General features: G+C 59.9%; 24 protein-coding genes. 17 read left to right on the top strand and 7 right to left on the bottom strand.

What is annotated here, in order from left to right:
• Positions 1-6 precede the first annotated feature (6 nt).
• Entirely contained in the window at positions 7-1,359 is a 1,353-nt protein-coding gene (locus tag ABRP64_RS03160; RefSeq protein ID WP_349865397.1) for an FAD-dependent oxidoreductase, read from the bottom strand.
• Positions 1,360-1,666: 307 nt separating this feature from the next.
• On the opposite strand from ABRP64_RS03160, the gene ABRP64_RS03165 reads away from it, so the two are divergent.
• Genes ABRP64_RS03165 through ABRP64_RS03180 form a run of 4 tightly spaced genes read left to right on the top strand, consistent with a single transcriptional unit; the run spans position 1,667 to position 5,339 of the window.
• A complete protein-coding gene (locus tag ABRP64_RS03165; RefSeq protein ID WP_349865399.1) occupies positions 1,667-3,343 on the top strand; it encodes a nitrite/sulfite reductase in 1,677 nt (558 codons plus the stop codon).
• Positions 3,340-3,591, top strand: coding sequence for a hypothetical protein (locus ABRP64_RS03170; protein WP_005277497.1), 252 nt, complete (start codon positions 3,340-3,342; stop codon positions 3,589-3,591). Before ABRP64_RS03165 ends, ABRP64_RS03170 begins: the two co-directional genes overlap by 4 nt.
• A gap of 9 nt (positions 3,592-3,600) precedes the next feature.
• On the top strand, positions 3,601-4,326 hold the full coding sequence (locus ABRP64_RS03175) for a sirohydrochlorin chelatase (RefSeq protein WP_284852118.1): 726 nt from the start codon (positions 3,601-3,603) through the stop codon (positions 4,324-4,326).
• Complete coding sequence (locus ABRP64_RS03180; protein ID WP_284770031.1) at positions 4,320-5,339, top strand: sulfite exporter TauE/SafE family protein; 1,020 nt, start codon at positions 4,320-4,322, stop codon at positions 5,337-5,339. Before ABRP64_RS03175 ends, ABRP64_RS03180 begins: the two co-directional genes overlap by 7 nt.
• Here the strand turns inward: ABRP64_RS03180 and cobA are convergent.
• A complete protein-coding gene (gene cobA / locus ABRP64_RS03185) occupies positions 5,336-6,088 on the bottom strand; it encodes a uroporphyrinogen-III C-methyltransferase (RefSeq protein ID WP_284781762.1) in 753 nt (250 codons plus the stop codon). The genes ABRP64_RS03180 and cobA overlap by 4 nt on opposite strands.
• Before the next feature lie 41 nt (positions 6,089-6,129).
• Here cobA and ABRP64_RS03190 point away from each other — a divergent pair, with 41 nt between their 5' ends.
• Positions 6,130-7,179, top strand: coding sequence for an exopolyphosphatase (locus ABRP64_RS03190; protein WP_284770029.1), 1,050 nt, complete (start codon positions 6,130-6,132; stop codon positions 7,177-7,179).
• A gap of 6 nt (positions 7,180-7,185) precedes the next feature.
• Complete coding sequence (gene manA / locus ABRP64_RS03195) at positions 7,186-8,439, top strand: mannose-6-phosphate isomerase, class I (protein ID WP_349865400.1); 1,254 nt, start codon at positions 7,186-7,188, stop codon at positions 8,437-8,439.
• Between the two features lie 120 nt (positions 8,440-8,559).
• Here manA and ABRP64_RS03200 read toward each other — a convergent pair whose 3' ends face one another.
• Positions 8,560-9,426 (bottom strand): hypothetical protein, encoded by an 867-nt coding sequence (locus tag ABRP64_RS03200; protein WP_284770027.1) that lies wholly within the window; start codon positions 9,424-9,426, stop codon positions 8,560-8,562.
• 212 nt (positions 9,427-9,638) lie between these two features.
• Between ABRP64_RS03200 and ABRP64_RS03205 the strand changes: the two genes are divergently transcribed.
• The 8 genes from ABRP64_RS03205 to secA all read left to right on the top strand — a co-directional run bounded on the left by ABRP64_RS03205 (position 9,639) and on the right by secA (position 19,339).
• Entirely contained in the window at positions 9,639-9,992 is a 354-nt protein-coding gene (locus ABRP64_RS03205; RefSeq protein ID WP_023025612.1) for a DUF4259 domain-containing protein, read from the top strand.
• 63 nt (positions 9,993-10,055) lie between these two features.
• Positions 10,056-10,670, top strand: a complete 615-nt coding sequence (locus ABRP64_RS03210; protein ID WP_284781761.1) for a dTMP kinase — start codon at positions 10,056-10,058, stop codon at positions 10,668-10,670.
• A gap of 3 nt (positions 10,671-10,673) precedes the next feature.
• Positions 10,674-11,366: an MtrAB system response regulator MtrA gene (gene mtrA / locus ABRP64_RS03215; protein ID WP_284785051.1), complete on the top strand. Its 693-nt coding sequence runs from the start codon at positions 10,674-10,676 to the stop codon at positions 11,364-11,366.
• A gap of 90 nt (positions 11,367-11,456) precedes the next feature.
• Positions 11,457-13,295 carry an MtrAB system histidine kinase MtrB gene (gene mtrB / locus ABRP64_RS03220; RefSeq protein ID WP_410762324.1) on the top strand — a complete coding sequence of 613 codons (1,839 nt, stop codon included), beginning with the start codon at positions 11,457-11,459 and terminating at the stop codon, positions 13,293-13,295.
• Positions 13,296-15,041, top strand: a complete 1,746-nt coding sequence (gene lpqB / locus ABRP64_RS03225; protein WP_284785047.1) for an MtrAB system accessory lipoprotein LpqB — start codon at positions 13,296-13,298, stop codon at positions 15,039-15,041.
• A gap of 253 nt (positions 15,042-15,294) precedes the next feature.
• Positions 15,295-15,735, top strand: coding sequence for a ComF family protein (locus tag ABRP64_RS03230; RefSeq protein WP_284853447.1), 441 nt, complete (start codon positions 15,295-15,297; stop codon positions 15,733-15,735).
• A 136-nt stretch (positions 15,736-15,871) separates the two neighbouring features.
• Positions 15,872-16,516 carry a ribosome hibernation-promoting factor, HPF/YfiA family gene (gene hpf, locus ABRP64_RS03235; RefSeq protein WP_023025625.1) on the top strand — a complete coding sequence of 215 codons (645 nt, stop codon included), beginning with the start codon at positions 15,872-15,874 and terminating at the stop codon, positions 16,514-16,516.
• Positions 16,517-16,753: 237 nt separating this feature from the next.
• Complete coding sequence (secA, locus tag ABRP64_RS03240; protein WP_284853448.1) at positions 16,754-19,339, top strand: preprotein translocase subunit SecA; 2,586 nt, start codon at positions 16,754-16,756, stop codon at positions 19,337-19,339.
• 79 nt (positions 19,340-19,418) lie between these two features.
• Here the strand turns inward: secA and ABRP64_RS03245 are convergent, their stop codons facing one another.
• Positions 19,419-19,802, bottom strand: a complete 384-nt coding sequence (locus ABRP64_RS03245; RefSeq protein WP_284628921.1) for a hypothetical protein — start codon at positions 19,800-19,802, stop codon at positions 19,419-19,421.
• Positions 19,803-19,979: 177 nt separating this feature from the next.
• On the opposite strand from ABRP64_RS03245, the gene ABRP64_RS03250 reads away from it, so the two are divergent.
• Both ABRP64_RS03250 and ABRP64_RS03255 read left to right on the top strand, forming a co-directional pair.
• Positions 19,980-20,390, top strand: coding sequence for an HAD-IA family hydrolase (locus ABRP64_RS03250; RefSeq protein ID WP_284781755.1), 411 nt, complete (start codon positions 19,980-19,982; stop codon positions 20,388-20,390).
• Entirely contained in the window at positions 20,390-20,905 is a 516-nt protein-coding gene (locus ABRP64_RS03255) for a DUF6912 family protein (RefSeq protein ID WP_411706959.1), read from the top strand. Before ABRP64_RS03250 ends, ABRP64_RS03255 begins: the two co-directional genes overlap by 1 nt.
• A gap of 6 nt (positions 20,906-20,911) precedes the next feature.
• On the opposite strand, the gene rsgA is transcribed toward ABRP64_RS03255, so the two are convergent.
• The gene (rsgA, locus tag ABRP64_RS03260; protein ID WP_349865404.1) at positions 20,912-21,946 is read right to left on the bottom strand and encodes a ribosome small subunit-dependent GTPase A; all 1,035 of its coding nucleotides are present in this window, start codon (positions 21,944-21,946) and stop codon (positions 20,912-20,914) included.
• Complete coding sequence (gene aroA, locus ABRP64_RS03265) at positions 21,939-23,240, bottom strand: 3-phosphoshikimate 1-carboxyvinyltransferase (protein ID WP_349865406.1); 1,302 nt, start codon at positions 23,238-23,240, stop codon at positions 21,939-21,941. Before aroA ends, rsgA begins: the two co-directional genes overlap by 8 nt.
• Between aroA and ABRP64_RS03270 the strand changes: the two genes are divergently transcribed.
• A complete protein-coding gene (locus ABRP64_RS03270) occupies positions 23,239-23,886 on the top strand; it encodes an SOS response-associated peptidase (protein WP_349865408.1) in 648 nt (215 codons plus the stop codon). The two genes, aroA and ABRP64_RS03270, sit on opposite strands and share 2 nt — an antisense overlap.
• Here ABRP64_RS03270 and ybaK read toward each other — a convergent pair.
• Positions 23,872-24,375, bottom strand: coding sequence for a Cys-tRNA(Pro) deacylase (ybaK, locus tag ABRP64_RS03275; RefSeq protein WP_349865410.1), 504 nt, complete (start codon positions 24,373-24,375; stop codon positions 23,872-23,874). The genes ABRP64_RS03270 and ybaK overlap by 15 nt on opposite strands.
• Positions 24,376-24,391 lie beyond the last annotated feature (16 nt).

Raw genomic sequence — 24,391 nt, forward strand, 5'->3', positions numbered from 1 at the left:
ACTGAATTACTGCGCACGGGAGTGGGCGACCATGTCTTCCCACTCCACGTACTTCTTTCGCTCGCGGCCTTCGCTCTCGCCCAAAGCGCGCTCAGCGGCATCGAGGCGCTGCCAATCCTGCCACGTGAGGTAGTCGATGCCCTTATCTGCGAAGGCCTCGGTGATATCGCCGACGGTGGGGGACGGTAGGGTGCCCGCGGCGGCATCATCAAGCAGCATGCCAATGGTTTCACTGGCATCGGACTTGGTATTGCCAATCAGGCCCACGGGCCCGCGTTTTACCCAGCCGGTGGTGTAGAGGCCGGGCACGATGGCGCCCTCTTCGTCGATGACGTGGCCGCCGTCATTGTTGATGACGTTTTTCTCGCTATTAAATGGCACGCCATCCACGGCGTCCGAGCGATAGCCCGTGGCAAAGTAGACCGCTTGCACTGGCCACGTGGTGAATTTACCCGTCCCGCGCACGCTGCCATCGCCGGTCAGCTCTGTGCGCTCCGTTTTAATCCCGCTGACTCGGCCGTTCTCACCGAGGATCTCCACCGGCTGCTCGAAGAGGTGGATCTGCAGCGTATGCGGGGCCTGTTTGGGATCGCGAATGGCATATTGCTCAAGTACTTGGCACACCAAATCCGTGGACTTGCTGGAAGCGCGAGCCTCTAGCGAGGCCTCGTCGTAATCAATATCTTCCGGGGAGACGACCACATTGATGTTCTCCGAATGGTCGAGCTCTTTGAGCTCTTGCGGGGTGAACTTGGCTTGGGCGGGCCCGCGGCGCCCGAAGACGCGTACGGTTTCTGCCTTATTTTGTGCCAGTGAATCGTAGACATTATCGGCGATTTCGGTCACCTTGAGTTCATCGCCCGTCTTGGCCAAGATGCGTGAGACATCCAGTCCCACATTGCCCACGCCGATGACGGCGACCTCGCTGGCGGAGAGATCCCACTCGCGCTCAAAACGCGGATTTCCGTCATAAAAGCCCACGAACTCACCGGCGCCGTGCACTCCCTGCAGTTGTGCACCAGGGATATCGCGGTGGCGATCGCCTACTGCGCCGGTGGCGAAGACGACGGCATCGTAGTGCTGCTGGAGCTCGTCTACGGTGATATCGCGGCCGATGTGCACGTTGGTAAGCAGGCGAATCTGCTCCGTATCTAAGACGCGGTGCAAGGATTTAATGATGCCTTTAATACGTGGGTGGTCAGGGGCCACGCCGTAGCGGATGAGACCGAAGGGCGCGGGCATTTGCTCAATGAGATCGATGCGCACGTTTCCGCCGGTCTTTTTCACCAAGATATCGGAGGCGTAAATGCCGGCGGGGCCGGCACCAATGACGGCTACGTTTAAGGGTTTATCTGACACGGTAAATCTGCCTTTCTAGTGTGCGTATTCTCCCGCGGCGATGCGAGGAGGAAATGGAGTCCTCAACGGATATGCGCAAATAGACTGAGTGGTCTATTTCCGGCAGGTGAGTACGGAATTTCTCTTAGCAGAGTGAACCGTATGGTCTGTTTGCGCACAAGTGGGATAATTAGATTCTTTATTAAATGCCTTTAATGCGCTGTTCACAGCGCTGGCGAGGGTGAAAATAAAACAGACCGCTTTGTCTGCGATCTGTAGACGGGTAGGTTTTCCTTCAACGCTTTGAAAGGGAGGTCTACACCACATTATGGCTACCGCAACGACGACCAAACGCAAGCCACGCGCCAATAAGCCCGAGGGCCAGTGGAAAATTGACGGTAAGGAACCGTTGAATAACGATGAGGCCATCAAGCAGGACGATGGTGGTCTCTCAGCCAAGCAGCGCGTAATAGACATCTACTCTAGGCAGGGATTTTCCTCCATCCCACCGGAGGATTTAGCGCCGCGCTTTAAATGGTTGGGGCTGTATACGCAGCGCAATCAGAACTTGGGCGGGGAGATGACTGCCAAGTTATCCAACGCGGAATTGCAAGATGAATACTTCATGATGCGCGTGCGCTTCGATGGCGGCCGCGCCGATCCAGCCAAGCTGCGCGCGGTGGGAGAAATCTCGCGCGATTATGCCCGCTCCACCGCGGACTTTACGGACCGCCAGAATATTCAGCTGCACTGGATCCAGATCGAAGACGTGCCCACCATCTGGGACAAACTCGAATCTGTGGGCCTTGGCACTTTGATGGGGTGCGGCGATGTGCCGCGCGTCATCTTGGGCTCGCCGGTCGCAGGAGTGGCCGAAGATGAGATTATCGATGCCACCCCAGCTATCGAGGAAATCAAGAATAATTACTTACCGCGCGAGGAGTTCCATAACCTTCCCCGCAAGTTCAAAACCGCTATTTCCGGCAATGCGCGCCAGGACGTTACGCACGAAATTCAAGACGTTGCCTTCGTAGGCGTCAACCACCCCGAATACGGCCCCGGTTTCGATTGCTTCGTGGGCGGGGGACTGTCCACCAACCCCATGCTCTCGCAGTCATTAGGCGCGTGGGTGCCACTCGAGCGCGTGCCGGAAGTATGGGCCGGCGTGGTCAGCATCTTCCGCGACTACGGTTTCCGCCGCAATCGCAATCGCGCGCGCCTGAAGTTCTTGGTGGCTAAATGGGGCATCGAAAAGTTCCGGCAGGTCCTCGAGGAGGAGTACCTGGAGAAGCCGTTGGCCGATGGCATCCCGCTCGAGGTCAATCCCGGCAGCCGCGATCACCTAGGTGTGCACAAGCAAAAGGACGGCAAATTCTACGTCGGCGTGAAACCTACCGTGGGCCATGCAACGGGCGAACAGCTGATTGCCATTGCTGATGTGGCAGAAAAGTTCGGCATCTCGCGCATCCGTACCACCCCGATGAAGGAATTGCTCTTCCTCGATGTGGAGGAAGACGATATTCCGGCGCTCTCGCGCGCGCTGGATGAAACGGGCCTGTATTCCCAGCCCACGGAGTTCCGCCGCGGCGTCATTTCCTGCACTGGTCTGGAATTTTGCAAGTTGGCGCACGTGACCACGAAGGCCCGTGCCATCGAATTGGTGGACATCCTCGAAGACACCCTGGGGGATTTGGATGTGCCCATTTCCATCGCATTGAACGGTTGCCCCAATGCGTGCGCGCGCTCTCAGGTATCCGATATCGGGCTCAAGGGCCAGATCGTCACCGATGCCGATGGCAACCGCGTCGAGGGATTCCAAGTCCACTTGGGCGGCGCCCTCGGCCTTTCCCCCGACTGGGGCCGCAAGCTCCGCGGTCACAAGGTCGTGGCCGATGAAGTACCGGACTACGTCATCCGGCTGGTCAATAAATACAAGGAACAACGCGAAGAAGGCGAGCAGTTCCGCCACTGGGTACTGCGCGCCGAGGAGGAAGATCTGCAGTGAATTTTCGCCGAAAACCTAATCCCAATCGCAATCACCCCACCTTTTGCCCGTACTGCGCCGGCACTGATCTTTTCCCCGATGAAGAAGACGACTTTGCCTGGAATTGCCAGGAGTGCCTGCGCGTATTTTCGGTCCGCTTCCACGGACAAGATGATGCCCCCGTAGCACCGGCCCCAGCAGTCTCTTCCACTGAGGCCCTGCAGCGCTCCCTAGCCCGCCGCGGACACTCCACGGCTCCAGTGGATTAAGGATGCACCATGACCGCACTCATTACCTTGTCCCACGGCTCGCGCCACTCGGGCGCCGCCGCCGGCATTGAACGGCTCACCCAGACCGCTGCCGCCGCGATACCAGGCCGACCGGCTTATCGTGCGGCGCACCTGGAGTTCAATACTCCCGATCTCACCGCCGCTGCGGTCGATCTCGCTCGTTGCGGGGAGGATACGGCCGTAGTCATTCCATTGCTCTTTACGCAGGGTTACCACCAGCGCGTTGACGTTCCCCGCGTTATCGCTGCGGCCGAACAGGCTTCAGGCCTGCGCTTGGTGCAAGGTGAGTGCTTAGGCGGAGGGCGTGCCGTACGAGATGTGGGCAGGCGGGAAGCCGCAGAAGCGGAATTGGCGGCGGTGCTCGCCGCACGCGCCAGGTCTGGGGATACCCACCACGTCATCTACTCCGTTGGTTCCTCTGATGCTGCGGCCAATGACTCCATCCACCGGCTCGCCGCTCGGGTATCCCAGCTCACCGGTGTACCCGCCACGGCCGCGTTCGCCACCCGCGGTGGCAGCAATGACATTCATGCATTGGCAAGAAGCACTGCGCGAATGCGGGTTATCCCGCTGTTTGTTACCGCAGGACTGCTTCTTAAACCACTGTCATCTACCCCCAGCAATGTCACCGTCGATCCCGTTCTTGGTACCGATCTCGCTGGCATCGTTGCTGCTCACTATCACATCGCCCAGGAGGTCGGTGTTCCATGCTAACCCTTATTTTAATCGCCGTGGCCGGTGCGGCCGCCCAGCTTGTCGATGGCGGCATCGGCATGGGCTTCGGCGTTACCTCAACCACCATCCTCCTCCTGGCGGGCCTGGGACCCGCCCAAGCCTCCGCCGTAGTCCACACCGCGGAACTGGGGACGACTGCAATGTCTGGCCTCAGCCACGCCCGCTTTGGCAATGTGGATTGGAAAACCGTCTTCCGGCTGGGCGTGCCGGGTGCCATCGCGGCGTTTATCGGCGCCACCGTGCTCTCCAATATCTCCACCGATGCGGCCGCTCCCATTACCGCGCTCATCCTGGTGGCCATCGGCAGCAACCTCATCTGGCGCTTTTCCCGCCCGCGCCGGGCGAAGTTCGTACAAAAACGCAGCCATTCCACCCCATTTTTGATCGGGCTCGGTTCTGTTGGCGGCTTCGTTGACTCCACCGGTGGCGGCGGCTGGGGTCCGGTGTCTACCTCGACGCTTATGGCAATTGGCCGCGAGCAGCCTCGCCGCATCGTCGGCACGGTAAATACCGCCGAATTCCTGGTCACACTGGGCGCCACCCTCGGCTTCGTCGTTGGATTGTGGCAGGATATCGTCGCCAACCTCTCCGCCGTGTTGGCCCTGCTCATCGGTGGTTCCATTGCCGCGCCGATTGCGGCATGGGTGATTTCCCGGATTGAGCCGGTCGTCCTCGGTGGCCTCGTGGGTACGGCTATCGTGGCGCTGAATATCGGCAAGGTCTTAGGCGGGCTAGAAACCTACTTCGGGCTGACGGTGCCGGGCTTCGTCTCCCCGCTGCTCATGGTCATGATTCTCGTCGTGGGTATTTCCGCTACCATCCACGGCGCGCGGGCTACCCGGGCTGCTCGCGTAAGGGAGCTGGAAGCCGAGAACGCCGAGACCAAGGCACACGCGGAATTTCATGCCGCAGGCTTTGCGCACAACGCGGCCGGTGCCTCCAAGGACGTGAGCATCGTGGAGGACTCCGCACCGCAGGCGGATAAGGCCTAATCCCCGGCTGGGCCGAGGCCGGCAACCTCGCCAATGACATAGACGGCGGGGGAGGAGACATTATGATCCTCCATCGTCTGCGCAAGTTGCGCTAGTTCACAGCGAAATTCCCGCTGCGTGTTCAGGGTGCCCTCCTGGATAATCGCGCACGGCGTCGACCCAGCAAGCCCGCCGTCTTGCAATGCCCTGGCAATCGCCGGGGCATTTTTCACGCCCATGATAATGGATAAGGTCGCGCCGGATTGGGCCAGGGCGTGCCAATCCACGAGGGACTTCTCGTGCCCCGGAGGCAGGTGGCCCGATACGACGGTAAAGCCGTGGACCATGCCGCGCTGGGTGACGGGGATGCCAATGCCTGCAGGCACGGAAATAGCGGAGGTCACTCCCGGGATCACGGTGGTGGGGATAGATGCCTGGGCTAGGGCCTGTACCTCTTCAAAGCCGCGGCCGAACACGAAAGGATCGCCGCCCTTGAGCCGCGCCACCTTCCGCCCGGCTTGGGCATGCTCGATGAGCAGCTCATTGATCTTGTCCTGCGTAATCGACTTCTTGTAGGGCAGCTTGGAGACATCGATAAGCTCCTTTGCGGAAATATCGCAGAGCTTATCCAACTGCGGGGCAGGGCCTAGGTGATCGGTCAAGATGACCTCGGCCTCCTGTAAGGCGCGCATGCCGCGAACCGTAATCAGGTCCCACGCGCCGGGGCCGCCACCGATAAGGGATACGGGATGAATCTGTGCTGACGTCATGCCGCACCATCTTAGTGGGAGCCCGACTATGCTAGAGCGATATGGATAACGGTTTCACTGATGGTTCCACCTATGACACCGAAACGGTGCGATTTTTTGATGTCGCCCACGAGGGTGCGCAGATTCGTCTGCTCGCCGGGCAAGTGGAGCGCTGGGGTGAAATCTTAAACGGGCTCAACCCGCGCTCCTTGGTCATATTACCCACCGACGCCATCGCCCGCGAGGCAGCGCACCTCGGCGTCGGCTTGGCCGAACCGCTGCGCATCCCGCTGGTGGTGACGGAATCGCTGCCGCAGTACGTGGGCGCGCTCGATATCGTCGTGGCAGTGGGCGAGCCCGCAGAATGCGATTGGGCCTCCCGCGCACTCATTGCCGCGAGCCAGCGCGGCGCCACCACAATTCTGGTGGGCCCGGCAAGCGGTCCCTTGGTAGAGGATTGCCCAGAGGACACCCTGATTGCCCCGTCGCTTCCCACCGCAGAGGGCTGCTCGCCGGCGCGATTTATCACGGCCCTATACGCGCTGTGCAGCATCGTGCATACCTCCCCGCATGCGGTGCGCGAGGAGCTAGAGGACCTCGCCGCCGCCGTGGACCGCGAAATCGAGCAGCTTTCTCCAGAGCGCGATGATGCCATCAATCCGGGACGGCAGCTGCGCGAATACGCAGAGGTTGCGCGGATTATCCATTCTTGCGTTATCGATCCCTATGCATATGCCGAGCGCCGCGAGCGCGTGCACATCGATACCCTGGTCGCCCGCATGGCCGCGACTATCTGGGCCGTGCACGGGCTGCCCGGGACCTTCGTCGAGCCCGCTGACCTGAGTGGCGCACTCGACCGAGGCGCCGAATCCAGCACGGCGTCCACGCCGGCCGATGACCTTTTCTACGATCCCTTTATCGACGGTGCTGGCGCGGAGGCACCTTTGATACCCTTAAAAGTGATTTTCTGGGGGCAGGAAGAGGCGAACCTGCCCAACTCGCTTGCAGTCCGCAGCACCGACCCGGAACCGGGCCTAGGGCACCTTGCCCGCTCGCTGCAGCTTATTACGCGGAGTTTTGCCGCGACCGCCTACGAGATTTCTAAAGGATAGAAATATATGCAATTACTGGAAGGCGCAATCCGCAACTATTCCTGGGGATCACGCACCCTCATCCCTGAGCTGCGGGGCGAAGAAGCCGCAGGAAAGCCGGTAGCTGAACTCTGGTTTGGTGCCCACCCCGGTGATCCTTCCACGGTGGAAGGCCAGCTTCTCAACGAGGTGATTGCGGAGGATCCAGAAGGCCAGTTGGGTACGCGAGTCTACAAAGAATACGGCGAAAAACTGCCGTTTTTGTTGAAGATTCTCGCCGCCGAAGACCCGCTATCTTTGCAGGCCCACCCCTCCAAGGAGCAGGCCGAAGAGGGTTTCTCCCGCGAAAACGAGGCGGGTATTGCCCTGCAGGCTGCAAATCGCAATTACAAGGACGATAACCACAAGCCGGAACTTATCGTGGCGCTCTCGGATTTCTATGCCATGGCCGGTTTCCGTCCCCTGGCACAAACCCGCGAGCTCTTTGCTGCCTTGGAGTGCCCAGAGCTTGAGCGTTATCTTGCCATGCTTGACGATGACCCCGCGGAATCCTCCGAATCCGCCAACCTCCGGGTGCTTTTCACCACGTGGATTACCATCCCTTCGGCCAAGCGCAAGGAGCTTATTAAGGCCATCGTTGCCGCCGGCGAGCGCCTGATTTCCGCCGACCCGAAGGATTGGAAAGCGCGGGTCATGGCTACGGTGGTGGACCTTAATGATCGCTATCCTGGCGATATTGGCGTGCTTGGCGCGCTCTTGCTTAACCACATCGAGCTTGCCCCAGGTGAGGCCGTCTACCTCGACGCCGGGCAGCTCCATGCGTATGTCTCCGGACTTGGCGTAGAAATAATGGCCAATTCCGATAACGTCTTGCGCGGCGGATTGACCCCGAAATTCGTGGATGTGCCGGAGTTGGTGAAGGTCCTGACCTATGCGGCCGCCAATGAGCCGCGGGTGCAGCAAAAAGATAAGCGGAATCAGGATAACGTCCATGGTGCCGAGGCTTGGTCCTATCCGGTGCCCATCGATGAATTTCTGCTTGATCGCGCCGAGCTCGGGCCCGATTCTTCCGTCGACCTCGATTATGACGGCCCCACCATCGCCTTGTGCACCGCTGGTTCCCTCAACCTTCGCAATGCCGCGGGCGAGGAATTGATCCTTTCTCCGGGCCAAGCCGCATGGCTGCCGGCCTCCGATGGTGTGGTTACCGCCCAAGCTCACGCTGTACATGAGTCAAGTCCTGAGGACCGCACGGCGCAATTATTCGTCGCCCGAGTCTAATAGGTCTTATAACTGTGCCCCCTTGCTAGAAAATCCCAGCAAGGGGGCACTTTTAGGTGTTGGCGGCATTTGGGCCGAGGCTAACTCCTTGGTACCAGTTGCGCTAGCCGCATAGAGGACTTAGCGCGCAGCGGAAGATCCCGCGGCAGAGCTTCCCGTTGCCGGGAGATCCGTGGGCTCTTGGTTTCCCGTCTGTTGCGTAGTGGCAGGCTTCCCGGTTGCTTCCGGCTTGGCGTGGGATTTATTTTTCGCCTGCGGTGCGCTAGAAGGCGCGCTCGTTCCCGCACCGTGATCCTCTGTGGTGGCATTACGAGCAGACGGGGTGCGCTGCGCGCTCCCGTTGGTATATGACTTTTGCGGGGCCTGCGTTGATGGCGACTCCGGGTTATCGGATCCGGCGGGCTCTACCGGTTTTCCGGACTCTCCACCCTGTTCACTTTGACCTGGCTTCCCCTCGCTTGGAGCAGAAGATGGAGCTGGTGAGCTTGGTGCCGGGAAAGACGGTGCTAAGTTATCCGGCTTGCTGGGATTATCCGGCGCTGCCTGCATGGTGCCGGCACCGTTACCATTCTGCGGAGCCTGGCCGCCCTGGGCGGACGGGGCGTTATTAGCGGAAGCGTCTGGAGAGTAGACATTTCCGGGGCGGTACACCTTGGTAGGGCGGGTAGCCGCGTGGGGATGCGTGACGGCATTGGGCGCCAAGTATGGGTCCGTCGATTGCGGGCGCTGATGGTCCGATTCACCAGCGCCTGAATTAGACTCTGCGGAGGTGGAGTTTTCCGGCGAAGGCTTCTTATGTGTCGACGATGTCGTCGATTCTTCAGCGGAAGTATTTTTTGGTGCCACGCTAGAGGTAGGGGACTCATTCGCGGCGTTGGAGTAACGGGCGCTCGGCGTGCTCATGCGCCACACGCCCACTCCCACGACGACGGCGGCGATAAGGCCGAGCACGATGAACACGTACACGCGACGTGAATCTGGCTTCATCGTGCTCTCCTTTCTTAGTTACATAGGGTGGGTAACAAGTTGATAACGAGAGTATCATGCATTGGAATTTTCGCGACAGCCTTTAGAATCCGTGATATGTGAACAAAGCTCAAATGGGAAAGTGGATTTTCTATGCAATCCTTTTCATGCCCGATTTTTCTGCGCCGCAAAAGCGTGTATAAATGGCGCTAAACCCGTCGAAGGAGTGAGAAATGAGCAGCTGGGACGAAGAGATTTTTAGCACCGATCTCAACGTGGATTTTCTAGATGAATTGGCAAACCTCGATGAAGAAGGGGTAATCCGCGCAGTACAGGATGCCTGCGAGGTGGCTCGCAGCAAGAACGATTTAACCGAGGAAGAACAGCTCAACGCCCACGCTGCGGCCACGATCGCCGCCATTTGGGCGGGCGCGCCGTTCAGCGCCAGCGAAACCGTTGAAGACTACCCCTATATTAGGGACTTGGTGGGAACCGTTGACGATACCCTGACCGAAAATGCCCTTGAGATCCTGGATACCGTCGAAGAAGACTACGACGTGGAACCGTTTATCGAGGCGCTTTCTTAAAACCCACCTCCCTCGGTGCCGCTGGCGCCGCCTAGGAGCAGAAAGGATTCTGCATATCTCACCATGCTTATAAGCATTGAAGGCATTGATGGCGCCGGAAAAAATACACTTGCGACCGCAGTGCGGGACGCCCTCCAAGTCCCAGTAAAAACCGTTTCCTTTCCGCGTTATGAGACCTCCATCCACGCGCAGCTTGCGCGCGAGGCGCTCTACGGAAAGATGGGCGACCTTACGGATTCGGCCTACGGTATGGCCACGCTTTTCGCCCTCGACCGCTTTGGGGTAAAAGAGGAATTGCTGGCGGCGAAGCAAACGCGCGAGGTAGTGATCCTAGACCGCTATGTAGCCTCCAACGCTGCCTATTCCGCGGCCCGGTTGCGCGACGATAGCCTCTTCCAATGGGTCTATGACCTAGAATTTGGCACCTTGGGCCTGCCACAAGCAGACCTGCAGGTGTATGTGGATACGGCGGTGGAGGTGGCATCGGCAAGAGCGCACTCCCGAGCCGCTAGCGATTCCACCCGCGAGCGCGACCACTATGAACGCGATGGGGGATTGCAGGAGCGCACCGCCGCCGCCTACCGGCGCCTAGTCGAGTCCGGGTGGGGCGGGCGCTGGATCGCCACCGCCGATGCGGATACTATTACGGCAGCAATAAATGACCTTGTAGGAGATTAAAACGTGGCGCCAACGATTTTGGTTGTGGATGATGATCCAGCGATTTCGGAAATGCTGACCATTGTCCTTGAATCTGAGGGACTCAATCCCGTCCCCGTCATGGATGGCAACGATGCCGTTCCTGCCTTCCGCGAGCACGAACCGGATCTCATCCTTTTGGATCTCATGCTGCCGGGCATGAATGGTGTGGATATCTGCCGCACCATCCGGCGCGAATCCGCGGTGCCCATCGTCATGCTTACCGCCAAGACCGATACCGTGGACGTGGTTTTGGGCCTTGAATCCGGCGCGGATGATTACATCACCAAGCCCTTTAAGCCGAAGGAGCTCATCGCCCGCATTCGGGCGCGCCTGCGCCGCACCGATTCTGCGGAACCGGAAACCCTTGAGGTCGCCGACCTGATCATCGATGTGCCGGAGCACACGGTGCGCCGTGCCGATGGCACCGAATTGAACCTGACCCCGCTGGAGTTCGATCTCCTGCTGGAAATGGCGCGGCACCCAGGGCAGGTGCATACCCGCGAGTCACTGCTGGAATCCGTCTGGGGCTACCGCAATGCCTCCGATACTCGTTTGGTTAACGTGCACGTGCAGCGCCTGCGCGCCAAGATCGAGCACGATCCGGAAGATCCGCAGATCGTGCTGACGGTGCGCGGCGTGGGGTATAAGACCGGCAAGGCCGGTGCCGGGAAGTAAGGAAACATCAGAATTCTGGACCGCGTGCGGCGCATTCGTGACGCCATAGTAGATACGCTGCGCACCTCATTGCAGGCGCGCGTTATCGGCATGATTGTGGTCGCCTCCTCGGTGGTCATGATCATCTTGGCCTATGCCTTGGTCTCCGTGCTGACCCAGCGGTTAGTATCCCAAAAAGAAGACGTGGCGCTGCAGGAACTCGAGCGCGCCCGCACGGCGGTGGAGCAGCAAATCGATGCCACCAGCTCGGCAAACTCGGTGCAGGTGCGCATCAATTCCGCGCGCGCTTCCTTGGATCAGCTCTCTGCACAACAAGGCGATGCGCAGGCCGTATATGAACCCGTCATCGTGGTGGAAAACCAAGATGGATCCATCACCACCTCGCCGGAGGATTTCCCGGTTCCGGAACAAATGCGGAAGATGGTGGGCCAGGACCAGATTGCGCAGCAGTATTACCCTGTCCCGCGCGGCAATGGCGATTACTATAACGCGCTCATGGTGGGCACGCCCACTGATGCAGAGATTCCGAATTTGCAGGTCTACCTGGCGCTTTCCATGGAATCGGAAGAATCCACGATGGCGCTTATGCGCGGGTTGCTCTCTGCAGCCGGCGTGGTGGTCGTGGTCTTGCTGGTGGGCATTGCCTGGTTGGCTACCCAGCAGGTCATTACCCCGATTAAGTCCGCGTCCCGCATTGCCCAGCGCCTGGCCGCCGGCCACCTTAAGGAGCGCATGGCCGTGGACCGGGACGATGAGATGGGCCGGCTTGCCGCCTCCTTTAATAATATGGCGGATAAATTATCCTCCCAGATTGCGCAGCTAGAGGAATACGGCGATTTGCAGCGGCAATTTACTTCCGATGTCTCGCATGAGCTGCGCACACCCATTACCACCGTGCGCATGGCCGCAGACCTCATCGAATCCGAGGCCGATAGCCTGCCTGCGGGCGCGCAGCGTGCCTCCAAGCTCATGTCCAGGGAGCTGGACCGCTTCGAGGAGCTGCTGGCGGATCTGTTGGAGATTTCCCGCCACGATGCCGGCGTGGCGGACTTGTCCACCACGGCCATTGACCTGCGCTCTTGCGTGGATGCTGCCTACCGCCAGGTCGAGCACTTGGCGCAGAAGCTCGACGTGGAGGTCGTTCGCAATATGCCGGACGAGCGGATTACCATCCAGGCCGATTCGCGCCGCATCGAGCGTATTTTGCGCAACCTCTTGGCCAATGCCATCGACCATTCCGAGGGCAAACCTGTGGTGATCGATATTGCCACCACAGATAAGGCCGTCGGCGTGGCCGTTACGGACCACGGCGTGGGCCTGAAACCAGGACAAGAAGAACTAGTATTCAACCGCTTCTGGCGCGCGGATTCTTCCCGCAAGCGCCACTCCGGCGGCACCGGGCTAGGCCTTGCCATCGCCCGCGAGGATGCAGCCCTGCATGGCGGCACGCTCGATGCCTTTGGCGTATTCGGCTATGGTTCCCGTTTCCGCCTCATCATCCCGCGCGAGCCGAATACCGAGATTGGTGATGAGCCCATTTCCCGCGAGATTCCAGGTGCCCCAGGCACAGCTTCAGACTCTGGGCACGCTGCGCTTGCCGATGCCCCTGCTACCGCCGACCCCAGCGGCGCAACTGGCGCCGCGAATGCTAGTAACGCGGATATTAGTACCGAGGAAGCTGGGGAAGCGGAAGCTGATGCAACGGAGGATGGTGCAGCGGAAGACAAGGGCGGAGCGTCCGCTGGTGGGGCATCGCCAAGCAATAGCTCAGTGCTAGGTCGTGGAATTGGCATCGACGATGACTCCGCTGACGCAGCTGAGTCAGATGGTGACGGCATCCTGTGGCCCTCCGAACGCGAGCACAATCGCGGGGCCGCGTCGCCAGAGAGGCGCTCCTATAAGGCGCCAGATTTTAAGGGGGATATATAAATGAATTCGGTCGTACGCAACGGATTGTGGCGGCGGAGCACCGCAGTGGGCGCGGTGGCGGTGCTGGGCTTTGTTTCCGGTTGCTCAACCTTGCCGCACGATACGAGCCCCCAAGTCGTAGGTACCTACCACAATCAGCCCGATGGCCCGGAAGAAGTCATTGCCCCAGAGGTGGGGGCAGACCCGGACCTTACCCTGCGCGATTTTTACCGAGCTGCGGCCGTTCCCACCAATGATCACGATGCGGCCCGTGGATTCCTCACGGAGACCGCCCGCGGGGCGTGGGATGCCTCGGGCGATGTCATGGTGGTCGATAGCCTGGATATCGTGACCGCACCCGATAAGAAACAAAACACAGCGGAGGATGTGCGCTCATTTAATGTGCGGGGCACCATCATTGGACGGCTTAAATCCGGTGGGGCGTATGTGCCGGAAAATGAAGGCTACGAAGCTACCATCGATATGAAAATGGTGGATGACCAGTGGCTTATTAATGGGCTGCCGGCAGGATTGGTTATTGAGCGCAATGAGCTGCGCAATCATTACACCCCGCAATCGCTCTATTTTTATAAACAAACCGATGACGTCCTCGTCCCGGATCGCCGGTGGCTCTATAAAGGCAGCGAAGAATCCGAGTCCACTCTGATTACCCTCTTGATGGAAGGCCCGTCCAGCAGCATTGCCCCGGCTACCCGCCGGGCAGCGGATGAAAAGGTCACCTTTGCTGGCTACGATAATGAAAACGGCTACCAGTTCGAGGGCTTGTCAGATCTGGATGAAAATGACCGCACCCGCTTTGCCGCGCAATTGGTCTGGACGCTTTCTGATGCCGGACATATCGGCCCCTTCAAGGTCAAGGCCGATGGCAGCAACCTGGTAGAAGGCATGGATACAGTCAGCGTGGATGATTTTGCTGACTATAACCCCAAGATCAATAGCAATTCCCTGTCCACGCTGTACGCATTGAACGAGGGCAACGTGCTGGAAGTCGATAGTGGGGTGGCCGAGCCGATCACTGGTGCCTTGGGGTCGAGCGGCAATGTGCAGTCAGTCGATGTCACCGACTCCGGCATGATTGCGGCGGTCAGCCGGAAGTCTAGTGGTGACTTCAAGTTGCAAATGGGCGAAATCGGCTCCGTCATGCAGGACTCGGTCGACGGCAAGACGCTGGCGCGGCCCACCTTCGAATTCAACGGGCAGGCCGCCTGGACGGTGGTCGATGGTGACCGCATCGTGCGCGTCGTGCGTTCCAAGACCACCGGGCGGATTTCGGAATCCGAGGTTGATGCCCGCAGCATTGATGAGATCGAGGGCGAAATCTCCGTTATCCGGCTCTCCCATAGCGGCGCACGCGCGGCGATGATCATTGACGGCCACGTCTATATCGCTGCGGTAGCCCAATCCAGCAGCGGCGATAAGCGCATCGTCAACGCCCGCGAGGTGGGTCCAGAGGTCTCTGGTTCGGCATTATCGCTGGATTGGAATAACGATGGCTCGCTCATCGTCGGTACCTCCTCTGGTCAGTCGCCGGTATGGCGCATCGAGCAGGATGGTTCTTCGGCATCTACCATGCCGACGGGTAATATCACCGCCCCAGTAGTCGCGGTGGCGACCTCGCCGTCAAAGCTTTATATAACGGATTCCCATGCCATGTTGGAACTTCCCGCCACGGTGGTAGATGAGGTGAACTGGCGCGAGGTGCCTGGCCTGCAGGGCCGGCGTTCTTCGCCTATCGTGTCCGATTAGAAGGCGGTTGCGCTCTAGGTGGCGCCGCCGCAAAGGCCTTTCGGGGATGGGGCGGTGGTGCGCAGTGAGCGTGCGAGAACTGATTTTTCCGCGTGCGTGTGCGGGGTGCCGCGCGCCCGGACATGTCTTGTGCGCGCAGTGCCGGGAGCACCTGCGCCAGCCTCCTTACCTGGTAAGCCGCCCGCGGCTGCTCGGGGCACCGGTATTTGCCCTGGGGTCCTATTCGGACATTCGCCGAAATATCATCATCAGCATGAAGGAACAGGGCAATAGGGAGGTGCGCGATTATATCGGTGCGGTGGTGGCCGCGGGCGTGGCGCACTTGGCTGCCCGCGGCGAGATTCCCCGCGAGCTGTGCCTAGTGCCGGCACCTACTCGTCGCCGCTCTGCGCGCAGGCGCGGCGGCGATCCCGTGACGGCCGTGTGCCAGGGTGCGGCGCGCCGGCAACGGTCCCTGCAGGTGCGCGAGGCGCTTATCATGGGCGCGAATACCGAGGATCAATCTGAGCTCAATGCGCAGGATAGATGGGCGAATCTACAGGGGCGAGTGGGGGTTTGCGCCCCAGTGAACGGTAAGCCGGCGCTGCTTGTCGATGACGTTATAACCACCGGCGCCACCCTTGCGGCCAGTATGGCGGCCCTACGCGCCGCCGGCGCCACAGTCTATGGGGCATTGGCCTTTGCAGATGCTTAAGGTACATCACACAGTAGGGTGCACGGTTTTACCCCCTAATGCCATCAGGTCATAACCACTGGTATTATTAAAAGTGTCACAGAGGAACAGTTACTGTGATTGTTTCTAGTCCCCACTACCAAAGGGAGGCATCTCAATGTCCCAGCCAAATAATGCTCAGGTAACGATTACGGGCCGTAACGTTGAAGTTCCGGAACACTTCCAAGAGCGCGTCAATGAAAAGCTGGCCAAGATTGAACGCCTTGATCCCACATTGACCTTCTTCCACGTGGAGTTGCAGCACGAGCCAAACCCACGCCGCGAAGCAGAGTCCGACCGCATCCAGATCACTGCGACCGGTAAAGGCCACATCGCCCGCGCAGAGGCTAAGGAAGACTCCTTCTACGCAGCGCTGGAAACCGCGATGGGGAAGATGGAACGCTCCCTGCGCAAGGTGAAGGTGCGCCGTGAATACGTCAAGGGCGGCCACCGCGCACAGAAGGGCACCGGCGAAATCGCCGCCGAGATGGTTGCGGAGGCAGAAGCACAGCGCGCCAAGGAAGAGCGCTTGGTTGATCCTTATGCCGAGACCGTCGAGGATGTTCGCCCCGGCCAGATCGTGCGCACCAAGGAACACCCGGCCACCCCGATGAGCGTGGACGATGCCCTGAGTGAGATGGAGCTGGTTGGTCACGATTTCTTCCTCTTTGTCAATGAGGAAAACAACAAGCCATCCGTGGTCTACCGCCGCCACGCTTTCGACTACGGCATCATCTCCTTGTCTGAGGATGCAGAGGGCTAGAGCCTCCGGCGCCCGCCTAGAGCGCTAAACCTCTTTATTCCCCCTTCCTACCAATCGGGCTATTGCTCGATGAGGTGGGGAAGGGGGATTTGTCATGCTGTGAGTTATCTGTTTTCTTAGTGCTCTTAGTGTGAAATCACTATCGTTTAAGGGCGGGTAGAACGCGACAAGGCCAGCAGCGTGAGTACAATTGCGGGAAGTTAACGAATGTGTCGCGATAAGAAGGACTAACGAATAGTGTTTGGACTTTCCAAGCTGCTGCGCGCGGGCGAGGGCCGTACGGTCAAGCGCCTGGGCAAGATTGCAGACGATGTAATTGCACTCGAGGATCAGTACGCGGAGCTTTCGGACGATGAGCTAAAGGCCAAGACTGACGAGTTCAAAACTCGCCTCAAGGATGGCGAAGAAAAGAACGACATCTTGCTCGATGCTTTTGCTACCGTCCGCGAAGCCGCTTGGCGCGTCCTAGGGCAAAAGCACTACCCCGTGCAGATCATGGGCGGCGCCGCCCTGCACTTTGGCAATGTTGCAGAGATGCGTACCGGTGAGGGTAAGACCCTGACCTCCTTGTTGCCCGCTTACCTCAACGCTTTGGAGGGCGAGGGCGTACACATTGTCACGGTCAATGACTACTTGGCCAAGCGCGACGCCGAGATGATGGGTCGTGTGCACCGCTGGTTGGGCCTTTCCGTGGGCGTAATCTTGGCAGAAATGCGCCCGCAAGAGCGCAAGGAAGCCTATGACTGCGACATCACCTACGGCACCAATAATGAGCTGGGCTTTGATTACCTACGCGATAACATGGTGCGCACCCTTAATGATGTAGTTCAGTGCGGACACAATTTCTGCATCGTGGATGAGGTGGACTCGATTCTTATCGATGAAGCCCGTACCCCACTCATCATCTCCGGCCCGGTTGATGGCTCCTCCCAGTTCTACGGCGTCTTTGCCCAGCTGGCGCCGCGCATGCGCGAGGGCATCCACTACGAAGTGGACCACAAAAAGCGCACCATCGGCGTCTTGGAAGAGGGCGTGGAATACGTCGAAGATCAGCTCGGCATTGATAACCTCTACGCGCCGGAGCACTCCCAGTTGGTTTCCTACCTCAATAACGCGTTGAAGGCCAAGGAGCTCTTTACCCGCGATAAGGACTACATCGTTCGCAACGGCGAAGTGATGATCGTGGATGGCTTTACCGGCCGCGTTTTGGCAGGACGTCGCTATAACGAAGGCATGCACCAGGCCATTGAGGCCAAGGAGCAGGTGGAGATCAAAAACGAAAACCAGACGCTGGCGACGGTTACCCTTCAGAACTTCTTCCGTCTCTATGAAAAAATTTCCGGCATGACCGGTACCGCGGAAACGGAAGCCGCGGAGCTGCATTCCATCTATGGGCTGGATGTGGTTCCTATTCCTACCAATAAGCCGAACCAGCGCACCGACCACTCGGACCGCATTTACAAGACGCAAGAGGCAAAATTTGCCGCGGTGGTTGATGATATTGCAGAGCACGTTGAAAACGGCCAGCCGGTCTTGGTTGGTACCACCTCTGTGGAGCGCTCCGAATACTTGTCGCAGTTGCTTAGCAAGCGCGGCGTGCAGCACAACGTGCTCAACGCCAAGCACCACGAAGAAGAGGGCCAGATCATTGCCCGTGCGGGCCGCCCCGGCACCGTGACCGTGGCAACCAACATGGCCGGTCGTGGTACCGATATCGTGCTCGGCGGTAACCCGGAAGTCATTCTCGATGAGAAGCTGCGCGAACGCGGCCTCGACCCCTTTGAGGATGAGGAAAAGTACCAGGAGGCCTGGGAAGCCGAGATCGACGGTGAGAAAGAGCGCTCGAAGCGCTTGGGTGATGAGGTGCGCGAATCGGGCGGGCTCTATGTCTTGGGCACCGAGCGCCACGAGTCTCGCCGCATTGATAACCAGCTGCGCGGTCGTACCGGCCGTCAGGGTGACCCGGGCGAGACCCGCTTCTACCTGTCTATGCGCGATGAGTTGATGGTGCGCTTTGTGGGCCAGTCCATGGAGCACATGATGAATCGCCTCAACGTGCCCGATGATGTCCCCATCGAGGCCAAGATGGTCTCGAACTCCATTAAGGGCGCCCAGGCGCAGGTGGAGAATCAAAACTTCGAGATGCGCAAGAACGTGCTGAAGTACGATGAGGTGCTCAATGAGCAGCGCAAGGTGGTCTACTCCACGCGCTATTCCATCCTCGATGCCGATGACATCAAGGACGATATCCGGACCATGATCGATGACACGGTCTCTGCCTACGTCGCGGGTGCTACCGCCACCGGTTATGTCGAGGACTGGAACCTCGAGGAACTCTGGAATGCCCTCGAGGCGCTGTACGGCCCCACGATGTCCCCGGACGAGCTAGTGGAGGGCTCCGAGTACGGTTCCCCAGGCGAGCTCACCGCGGAGCAGCTGCGCGATGCCCTCGTCACCGACGCGAACCGAGAGTACGACAAGTTGGAGGAATCCGTTTCTGCCATCGGCGGCGACAAGCAGATGCGCAATACCGAGCGCATGGTGATCCTGCCGATTATTGACCAGAAGTGGCGCGAGCACCTCTATGAGATGGACTACCTCAAGGAGGGCATCGGCCTGCGCGCGATGGCGCAGCGCGACCCGCTGGTGGAATACCAGAAGGAGGGTGGCGATATGTTCAATGCCATGAATGAAGGCGTGAAGGAAGAAACCGTGCGCCAGTTGTTCATGCTGCGCAAGCAGTTCAAGCAGCAGGAAGAAAACCAAGAATCCGGCGGTGACTCGGGCTCTGGTCCTGCAGGCCAAGAAACCGTAGAGGCATAACGCTTCAACGTCCTATCACGCCCCTTCCTCTTCCTCCCTGCCCTCGCGCGGTGGGGAAGCGGTAGGGGCGCTGTTAGTTTTAGAGCAGCCGAAACGAGCGTAGCCCTTGGTCCGTGGCGGAGCCGGTAAAGGCGTGACGGTGCGTGCCGATGACCGCGGAGCCGAAGTATTCGCCATTAGGTCGCGCGTGCAGGCTGGTAAGGCGCAGGGCATCGGTGTCATAGGGGCTTTCGCGCCGGTGCACCCAAGAACCGATATGTAGGCGGATGGAATCCGAAAAGCGCGGGGAATTAAGGTGTGCCAGCGGGCGGTAGCCGGCGGCGACCTCAAGGATAAAGACGACCCAGGCTTGGATATGGTGCTGGGCGGCTACCTCTGCCGTAGTGGGCAGGCGGCCGTAATGGATGCGGTGCGGGGCGATGTATAGCTTGAGATGAGAGTAGCCGGGAATGGGCTCATACATGGTGAAATGAGTGCTCCTGCAAAAAGGGCAGGGAGGCGAACGCGTGATAATTATCTCACGGGGGCGCTGCGCGCGCTATTTCTGGCAGTTTCCTGTATGAGGCGGGCGAGAATATAAGCGCAGTTCGCTATACTTTCGGGAGTTACAAAGTATTCGTGTACTGAAGGATTAAAAATTATGCGTGGTCTCATCATTGACTATGTCGGCGTCCTCGATGGCGCTGAAGAGGACAATCGCCGCTGGAAGGCTCTGCTGTCTGCGGCGAAGGCAAATGGTGCCGCAACCGCTATCTTGTCTAATGACCCGGGCGGTTCCGGAGCCGAGCACATTCGCGAGTGGGAATACCGCGGCAACGTCGATGCCGTGGTGTTGTCTGGAGAAATCGGGGCGGAAAAGCCGGAGGTTGCGGCATTCCAAGCTGCTGCCGATGCCCTTGAGCTGCCCTTGAGCGATTGCGTCATGGTCGATGATTCGATTCTTAACGTGCGCGCCGCCGTCGATGCCGGAATGATCGGTTTCTTGTACACCAGCTTCGACCGCGTTTCTGTAGAAATTCAAGCCGTATTCGATATTGAAGGGGAATTTTAGTGGCTCAAGCCCGCGTCTATATTCCGGCGACCTATGCCATGCTGGCGGAGCTCGCAGAAACCGGAACGCTCGCGGCGCGTTCCGGCTGGGGTTTCATGGTTACCCCAGCCCTGCGGGATTTTTATACCGCAGGCGATGAAGAAGAGATCGCCTACTCCGCCTTCCTTGAGGCCTCTATGGCCTCGCTGCGCCTGTTGACCATTGGGGACGAGGAGAAGTTCCCGCACCGGCGCGTGGTCATTTCTATCGACGTTGATGACACTGCAGTTACCCCGCGCCCAGATATGGGCGAGCCGGTGGTAGAGCTCCAGCCGGCGCAATTTGGCACCGATAATCTCGCCGCCATTCACGTGGATATTGAAGAATCCGAAGAGGCAACCGCCAAGGCCATTGAGGCCATTGATTCCGCTGACCTCGGCGATGAGGACGCGGAGCTCGCGGTGGGCGATGCCTTGGATAATTTCATGGCCTTCTACCACCCAACGGAGCTGCCGTTCCTCGTGGAATTGCTCTAAGCCGCGCTAATTTTCCCACTCCACGTTGGTGCGCAGGGCTTGTAGTAGTCCGCGTACCGCATCGCGACGGCGGGCGGTAGCGGTGCCCTCGGGGATGATTTCTGGATCATCGAGCCCGCATTCCGGATCCGCCGGCGGCCCTGCGTGCGTACAGCCGCGCGGGCACTCCTCAATAGCCGCGGCGAGGTCCTCGAAAACGCCAAGGACGGTATCCGCGTCCACATGCGCCAGCCCGAAGGAGCGAATGCCCGGCGTATCGATGATCCAGCCGCCCTGAGGTTCGGCACCTGGAGCGTCGGTGGGCAAGGGGAGGGCCACCGATTGCGTCGAGGTATGCCGGCCCTTGCCGATGCCCGATACTTCCCCCGTTTCCCTTTCCGCGTCTGGAACCAGGCGGTTGACCAGCGTGGACTTGCCTACCCCGGAATGCCCGATGAGCGCGGTAATGTGGCCATCTACTTGCGCGCGCACGGCATCTAGGCCATCCTCGACTCCGGCTTCGACCACCGTGACATCTAGGTCGGCGAATTCTTCTGCAAACGGCGTTGGGTCCGCGAGATCCGTCTTGGTCAGGCACAAGATGGGGTGGAGGTTGCCCACGAATGCGGCAATCAGGGCGCGCTCGACAAAGCCGGATCGCGGGGGAGGGTCTGCCACGGCAGAAACGATCAGCAATTGATCGGCATTGGCCACCACGATGCGCTCATACGGATCCGTGTCATCGGCGGTGCGGCGCAGCACGGAGGTGCGATCCGCCAGCTTGACGATGCGCGCCAGCGTGTCCTTGGCACCAGAGGTATCACCAACCACGCCGACGCGGTCACCGACCTCGATGGCGGTGCGGCCCAGCTCGCGGGCGCGCATGGCGGTGACGTGGGGGCCATCGTCAAGCGCAACGCCCCACCGCCCGCGGTCCTTGGTGATTACCATGCCGTATTTGGCATTTTTGTGCTTGGGCCGATCCTTGGTGCGCGGGCGCGAGCCCTTGCCGGGGCGCACGCGCACATCAGATTCATCAAAGGAACCGAAACGTCTAGCCATGTAAATCCTGTTGGTCGGGGTGCAGCATCGTCTCCCACATGCGGGCGAAACCGGGCAAGGTCTTGGAGGTGGTGGAAATATCCTCAATCTGGATATCAGGGACTTTCAAACCCAGAATTGCGCCGGCGGTGGCCATGCGGTGATCGGCATAGCACGGCCAATCGCCGCCGTGGAGTTCGGCGGGTTCGATCACCAGGCCATCGTCAAGCTCGGTGACCCTGCCGCCCAGTGCATTGATATTCGCTGCGAGCGCCTGCAGGCGGTCGGTCTCGTGGCCGCGCAGGTGGGCGATGCCCGTGAGCCGCGACGGCGTTTCCGCGAGCGCGCACAGGGCCGCAACGGTGGGGGTAAGCTCCCCGATATCGCCCATATTGCGCTCGATGCCCTGCATCTTTCCCGCAGGGTTGCCCACTGCAGTCACGCTATTGTGCTCCTGGGTTACCATCACACCCATATCCAGCAGGATCTGCCGGATGGCATCGCCTGGCTGGGTGGTATTTGCCGGCCAATTCTTGATGGTCAGGCGCCCACCGGTTACCGCCGCTGCGGCGAGGAATGGCGTGGCATTGGAGAGATCCGGCTCGATGAACCATTCGCGCCCGGCAATGGGGCCGGGGTGCACCGTCCACGTCGTGCCGTCAGAATCCACGCGCACGCCCGCCTGGCGCAGCATGCCCACCGTCATTTCCACGTGCGGCATAGATGGCAGCTGGCCGCCCTCGTGGGTGAGCTGGATGCCCTGGGAAAAACGCGCCCCGCTCAGCAGCAGGCCGGAGACGAACTGGGAAGAACCAGAAGCATCGATGGTGACTTTGCCGCCTTCTGGCACGCCGTTGGAGGACACCGTAAAGGGCAGGCTATCTCCTTCCACATCAACGCCGAGGCTGCGCAGCGCATCCAGCGTCGTCGACATGGGGCGGCTGTAGGCCTGCTTATCGCCATCGACGCGCACCGGGCCATCCGCCAGCGCCGCGACCGGCGGCACAAAGCGCATCACCGTGCCGGCCAGCCCGCAATCCACCGTGGCACCGTGCAGCTTCCCAGGCTGGACGTGGATATCGGCGCCGTCATGGGTGAAGCGAACCCCCATGGCACTGAGCGCATCCTCCATTAGCTGCGTATCGCGCGATACCAGCGGGGTGTGCAGGATAGACGGGGAATCAGCAAGCGCGGCCAGGATGAAGGCGCGATTGGTAATCGATTTCGATCCTGGCACCTGGTGTTCCCCCGTAACGGGGCTGGTAGCCAGCGGGGCGGTCCAAGGTTGAGACATAGTGTCCATAATAGAGGCCATGTGCGGAAGATTCGTTCTTTTTACCGAGTCCCTCCTCGATGAGGTGGGAAACCTCCCGGGAATCCAGGAAGTCCACGCCCCACAGGGCACGCCTGGGCCGCGATATAACATTGCCCCGACCCAGCCCATTCCCATCGTACGCGTGCGCGAAGAACTGGCGGAAGTCGATCCCGCGCGGTGGGCGCTCTTGCCGCAGTGGAAGAAAGACCTGGATGGCCCGCCGCTTTTTAATGCCCGGGCGGAAACGGTGGCAAGCAAGCCATCTTTTCGCACCGCCTTTAAATCCCAGCGCTGCCTTATCCCCATGAACGGCTATTACGAGTGGCACAAGGATGGCTCCACCAAGACGCCGTACTACGTCCATCCAGACCAGGGCCTGCTGTGGGCCGCGGGGCTCTGGGATACTGGGTTGGACCGGCTCTCTGCCACCATCGTGACCACCGCGGCTACCGAAGAGATGGAGTGGCTGCACCACAGGTTGCCGCGATTTTTGGCGCCGGAGGAGATGCGCACCTGGCTCGAGGGTAGTGCCGAGGAGGCCAAGGAGCTGCTAGTGCCCACTGGCCTGCGGGGGTTTGAGTATCACCCTGTGGATAAGGCCGTGGGGACTGTCTCTAATGACTACCCGGAGCTACTCAGCCAGTAGATCGGCAAAGTCAGCCCCGCACAAGCGCGCGAGGTCTTCTGCGTTGAGCTCAATATCTAAGCCGCGGCGGCCGCCGGAGATAAAGACAGTATCGAAGAGCACCGCGGATTCCTCGATCACCGTGGGCAGCGGATTCTTTTGTCCGAGCGGGGAAATGCCGCCGTGCACGTAGCCTGAGGATTTCTCGGCATCGTGCACCTGCGCCATGGCGGCCTTAGATACGCCAAGGGCGGCCGCCGCCTTCTTGAGGCTTAAATGGTGCGTGGTGGGAATCACGCACACCGCCAGCTCGCGGCGCGGGCCTTTGCCCGCGGTGAGATCAATAATGAGCGTTTTCAGCACGCGCTCGGGTTCTACGTCTAAGGCCGCCGCGGCGTGGTCACCGAAGTGGTCCTTGCCCGCTTCAAAGGTGGATATGGAGTGTTTGACTCCGGCATCTTCGATGACTTTCAGGGCCGGGGTAGCGGCATGCGGGGACTTTTTGGCCATATAGGAATTTTAGCGT

The sequence above is a fragment of the Corynebacterium sp. KPL4015 genome, assembly GCF_040225725.1.
GTDB classification, from domain to species: domain Bacteria; phylum Actinomycetota; class Actinomycetes; order Mycobacteriales; family Mycobacteriaceae; genus Corynebacterium; species Corynebacterium rhinophilum.

What these genes read in the sequence shown, in the direction of transcription:
- cobA (WP_284781762.1), bottom strand. Translation starts at nt 6,088, where the DNA reads ATGACGTCAGCACAGATTCATCCCGTATCCCTTATCGGTGGCGGCCCC.
- ABRP64_RS03190 (WP_284770029.1), top strand. Translation starts at nt 6,130, where the DNA reads ATGGATAACGGTTTCACTGATGGTTCCACCTATGACACCGAAACGGTG.
- mtrB (WP_410762324.1), top strand. Translation starts at nt 11,457, where the DNA reads ATGATTGTGGTCGCCTCCTCGGTGGTCATGATCATCTTGGCCTATGCC.
- ABRP64_RS03165 (WP_349865399.1), top strand. Translation starts at nt 1,667, where the DNA reads ATGGCTACCGCAACGACGACCAAACGCAAGCCACGCGCCAATAAGCCC.
- rsgA (WP_349865404.1), bottom strand. Translation starts at nt 21,946, where the DNA reads ATGGCTAGACGTTTCGGTTCCTTTGATGAATCTGATGTGCGCGTGCGC.
- hpf (WP_023025625.1), top strand. Translation starts at nt 15,872, where the DNA reads ATGTCCCAGCCAAATAATGCTCAGGTAACGATTACGGGCCGTAACGTT.
- ABRP64_RS03180 (WP_284770031.1), top strand. Translation starts at nt 4,320, where the DNA reads ATGCTAACCCTTATTTTAATCGCCGTGGCCGGTGCGGCCGCCCAGCTT.
- ABRP64_RS03245 (WP_284628921.1), bottom strand. Translation starts at nt 19,802, where the DNA reads ATGTATGAGCCCATTCCCGGCTACTCTCATCTCAAGCTATACATCGCC.
- manA (WP_349865400.1), top strand. Translation starts at nt 7,186, where the DNA reads ATGCAATTACTGGAAGGCGCAATCCGCAACTATTCCTGGGGATCACGC.
- lpqB (WP_284785047.1), top strand. Translation starts at nt 13,296, where the DNA reads ATGAATTCGGTCGTACGCAACGGATTGTGGCGGCGGAGCACCGCAGTG.
- aroA (WP_349865406.1), bottom strand. Translation starts at nt 23,240, where the DNA reads ATGGCCTCTATTATGGACACTATGTCTCAACCTTGGACCGCCCCGCTG.
- ABRP64_RS03175 (WP_284852118.1), top strand. Translation starts at nt 3,601, where the DNA reads ATGACCGCACTCATTACCTTGTCCCACGGCTCGCGCCACTCGGGCGCC.
- ABRP64_RS03200 (WP_284770027.1), bottom strand. Translation starts at nt 9,426, where the DNA reads ATGAAGCCAGATTCACGTCGCGTGTACGTGTTCATCGTGCTCGGCCTT.
- ABRP64_RS03250 (WP_284781755.1), top strand. Translation starts at nt 19,980, where the DNA reads ATGCGTGGTCTCATCATTGACTATGTCGGCGTCCTCGATGGCGCTGAA.
- ybaK (WP_349865410.1), bottom strand. Translation starts at nt 24,375, where the DNA reads ATGGCCAAAAAGTCCCCGCATGCCGCTACCCCGGCCCTGAAAGTCATC.
- ABRP64_RS03205 (WP_023025612.1), top strand. Translation starts at nt 9,639, where the DNA reads ATGAGCAGCTGGGACGAAGAGATTTTTAGCACCGATCTCAACGTGGAT.
- ABRP64_RS03230 (WP_284853447.1), top strand. Translation starts at nt 15,295, where the DNA reads ATGAAGGAACAGGGCAATAGGGAGGTGCGCGATTATATCGGTGCGGTG.
- ABRP64_RS03210 (WP_284781761.1), top strand. Translation starts at nt 10,056, where the DNA reads ATGCTTATAAGCATTGAAGGCATTGATGGCGCCGGAAAAAATACACTT.
- ABRP64_RS03270 (WP_349865408.1), top strand. Translation starts at nt 23,239, where the DNA reads ATGTGCGGAAGATTCGTTCTTTTTACCGAGTCCCTCCTCGATGAGGTG.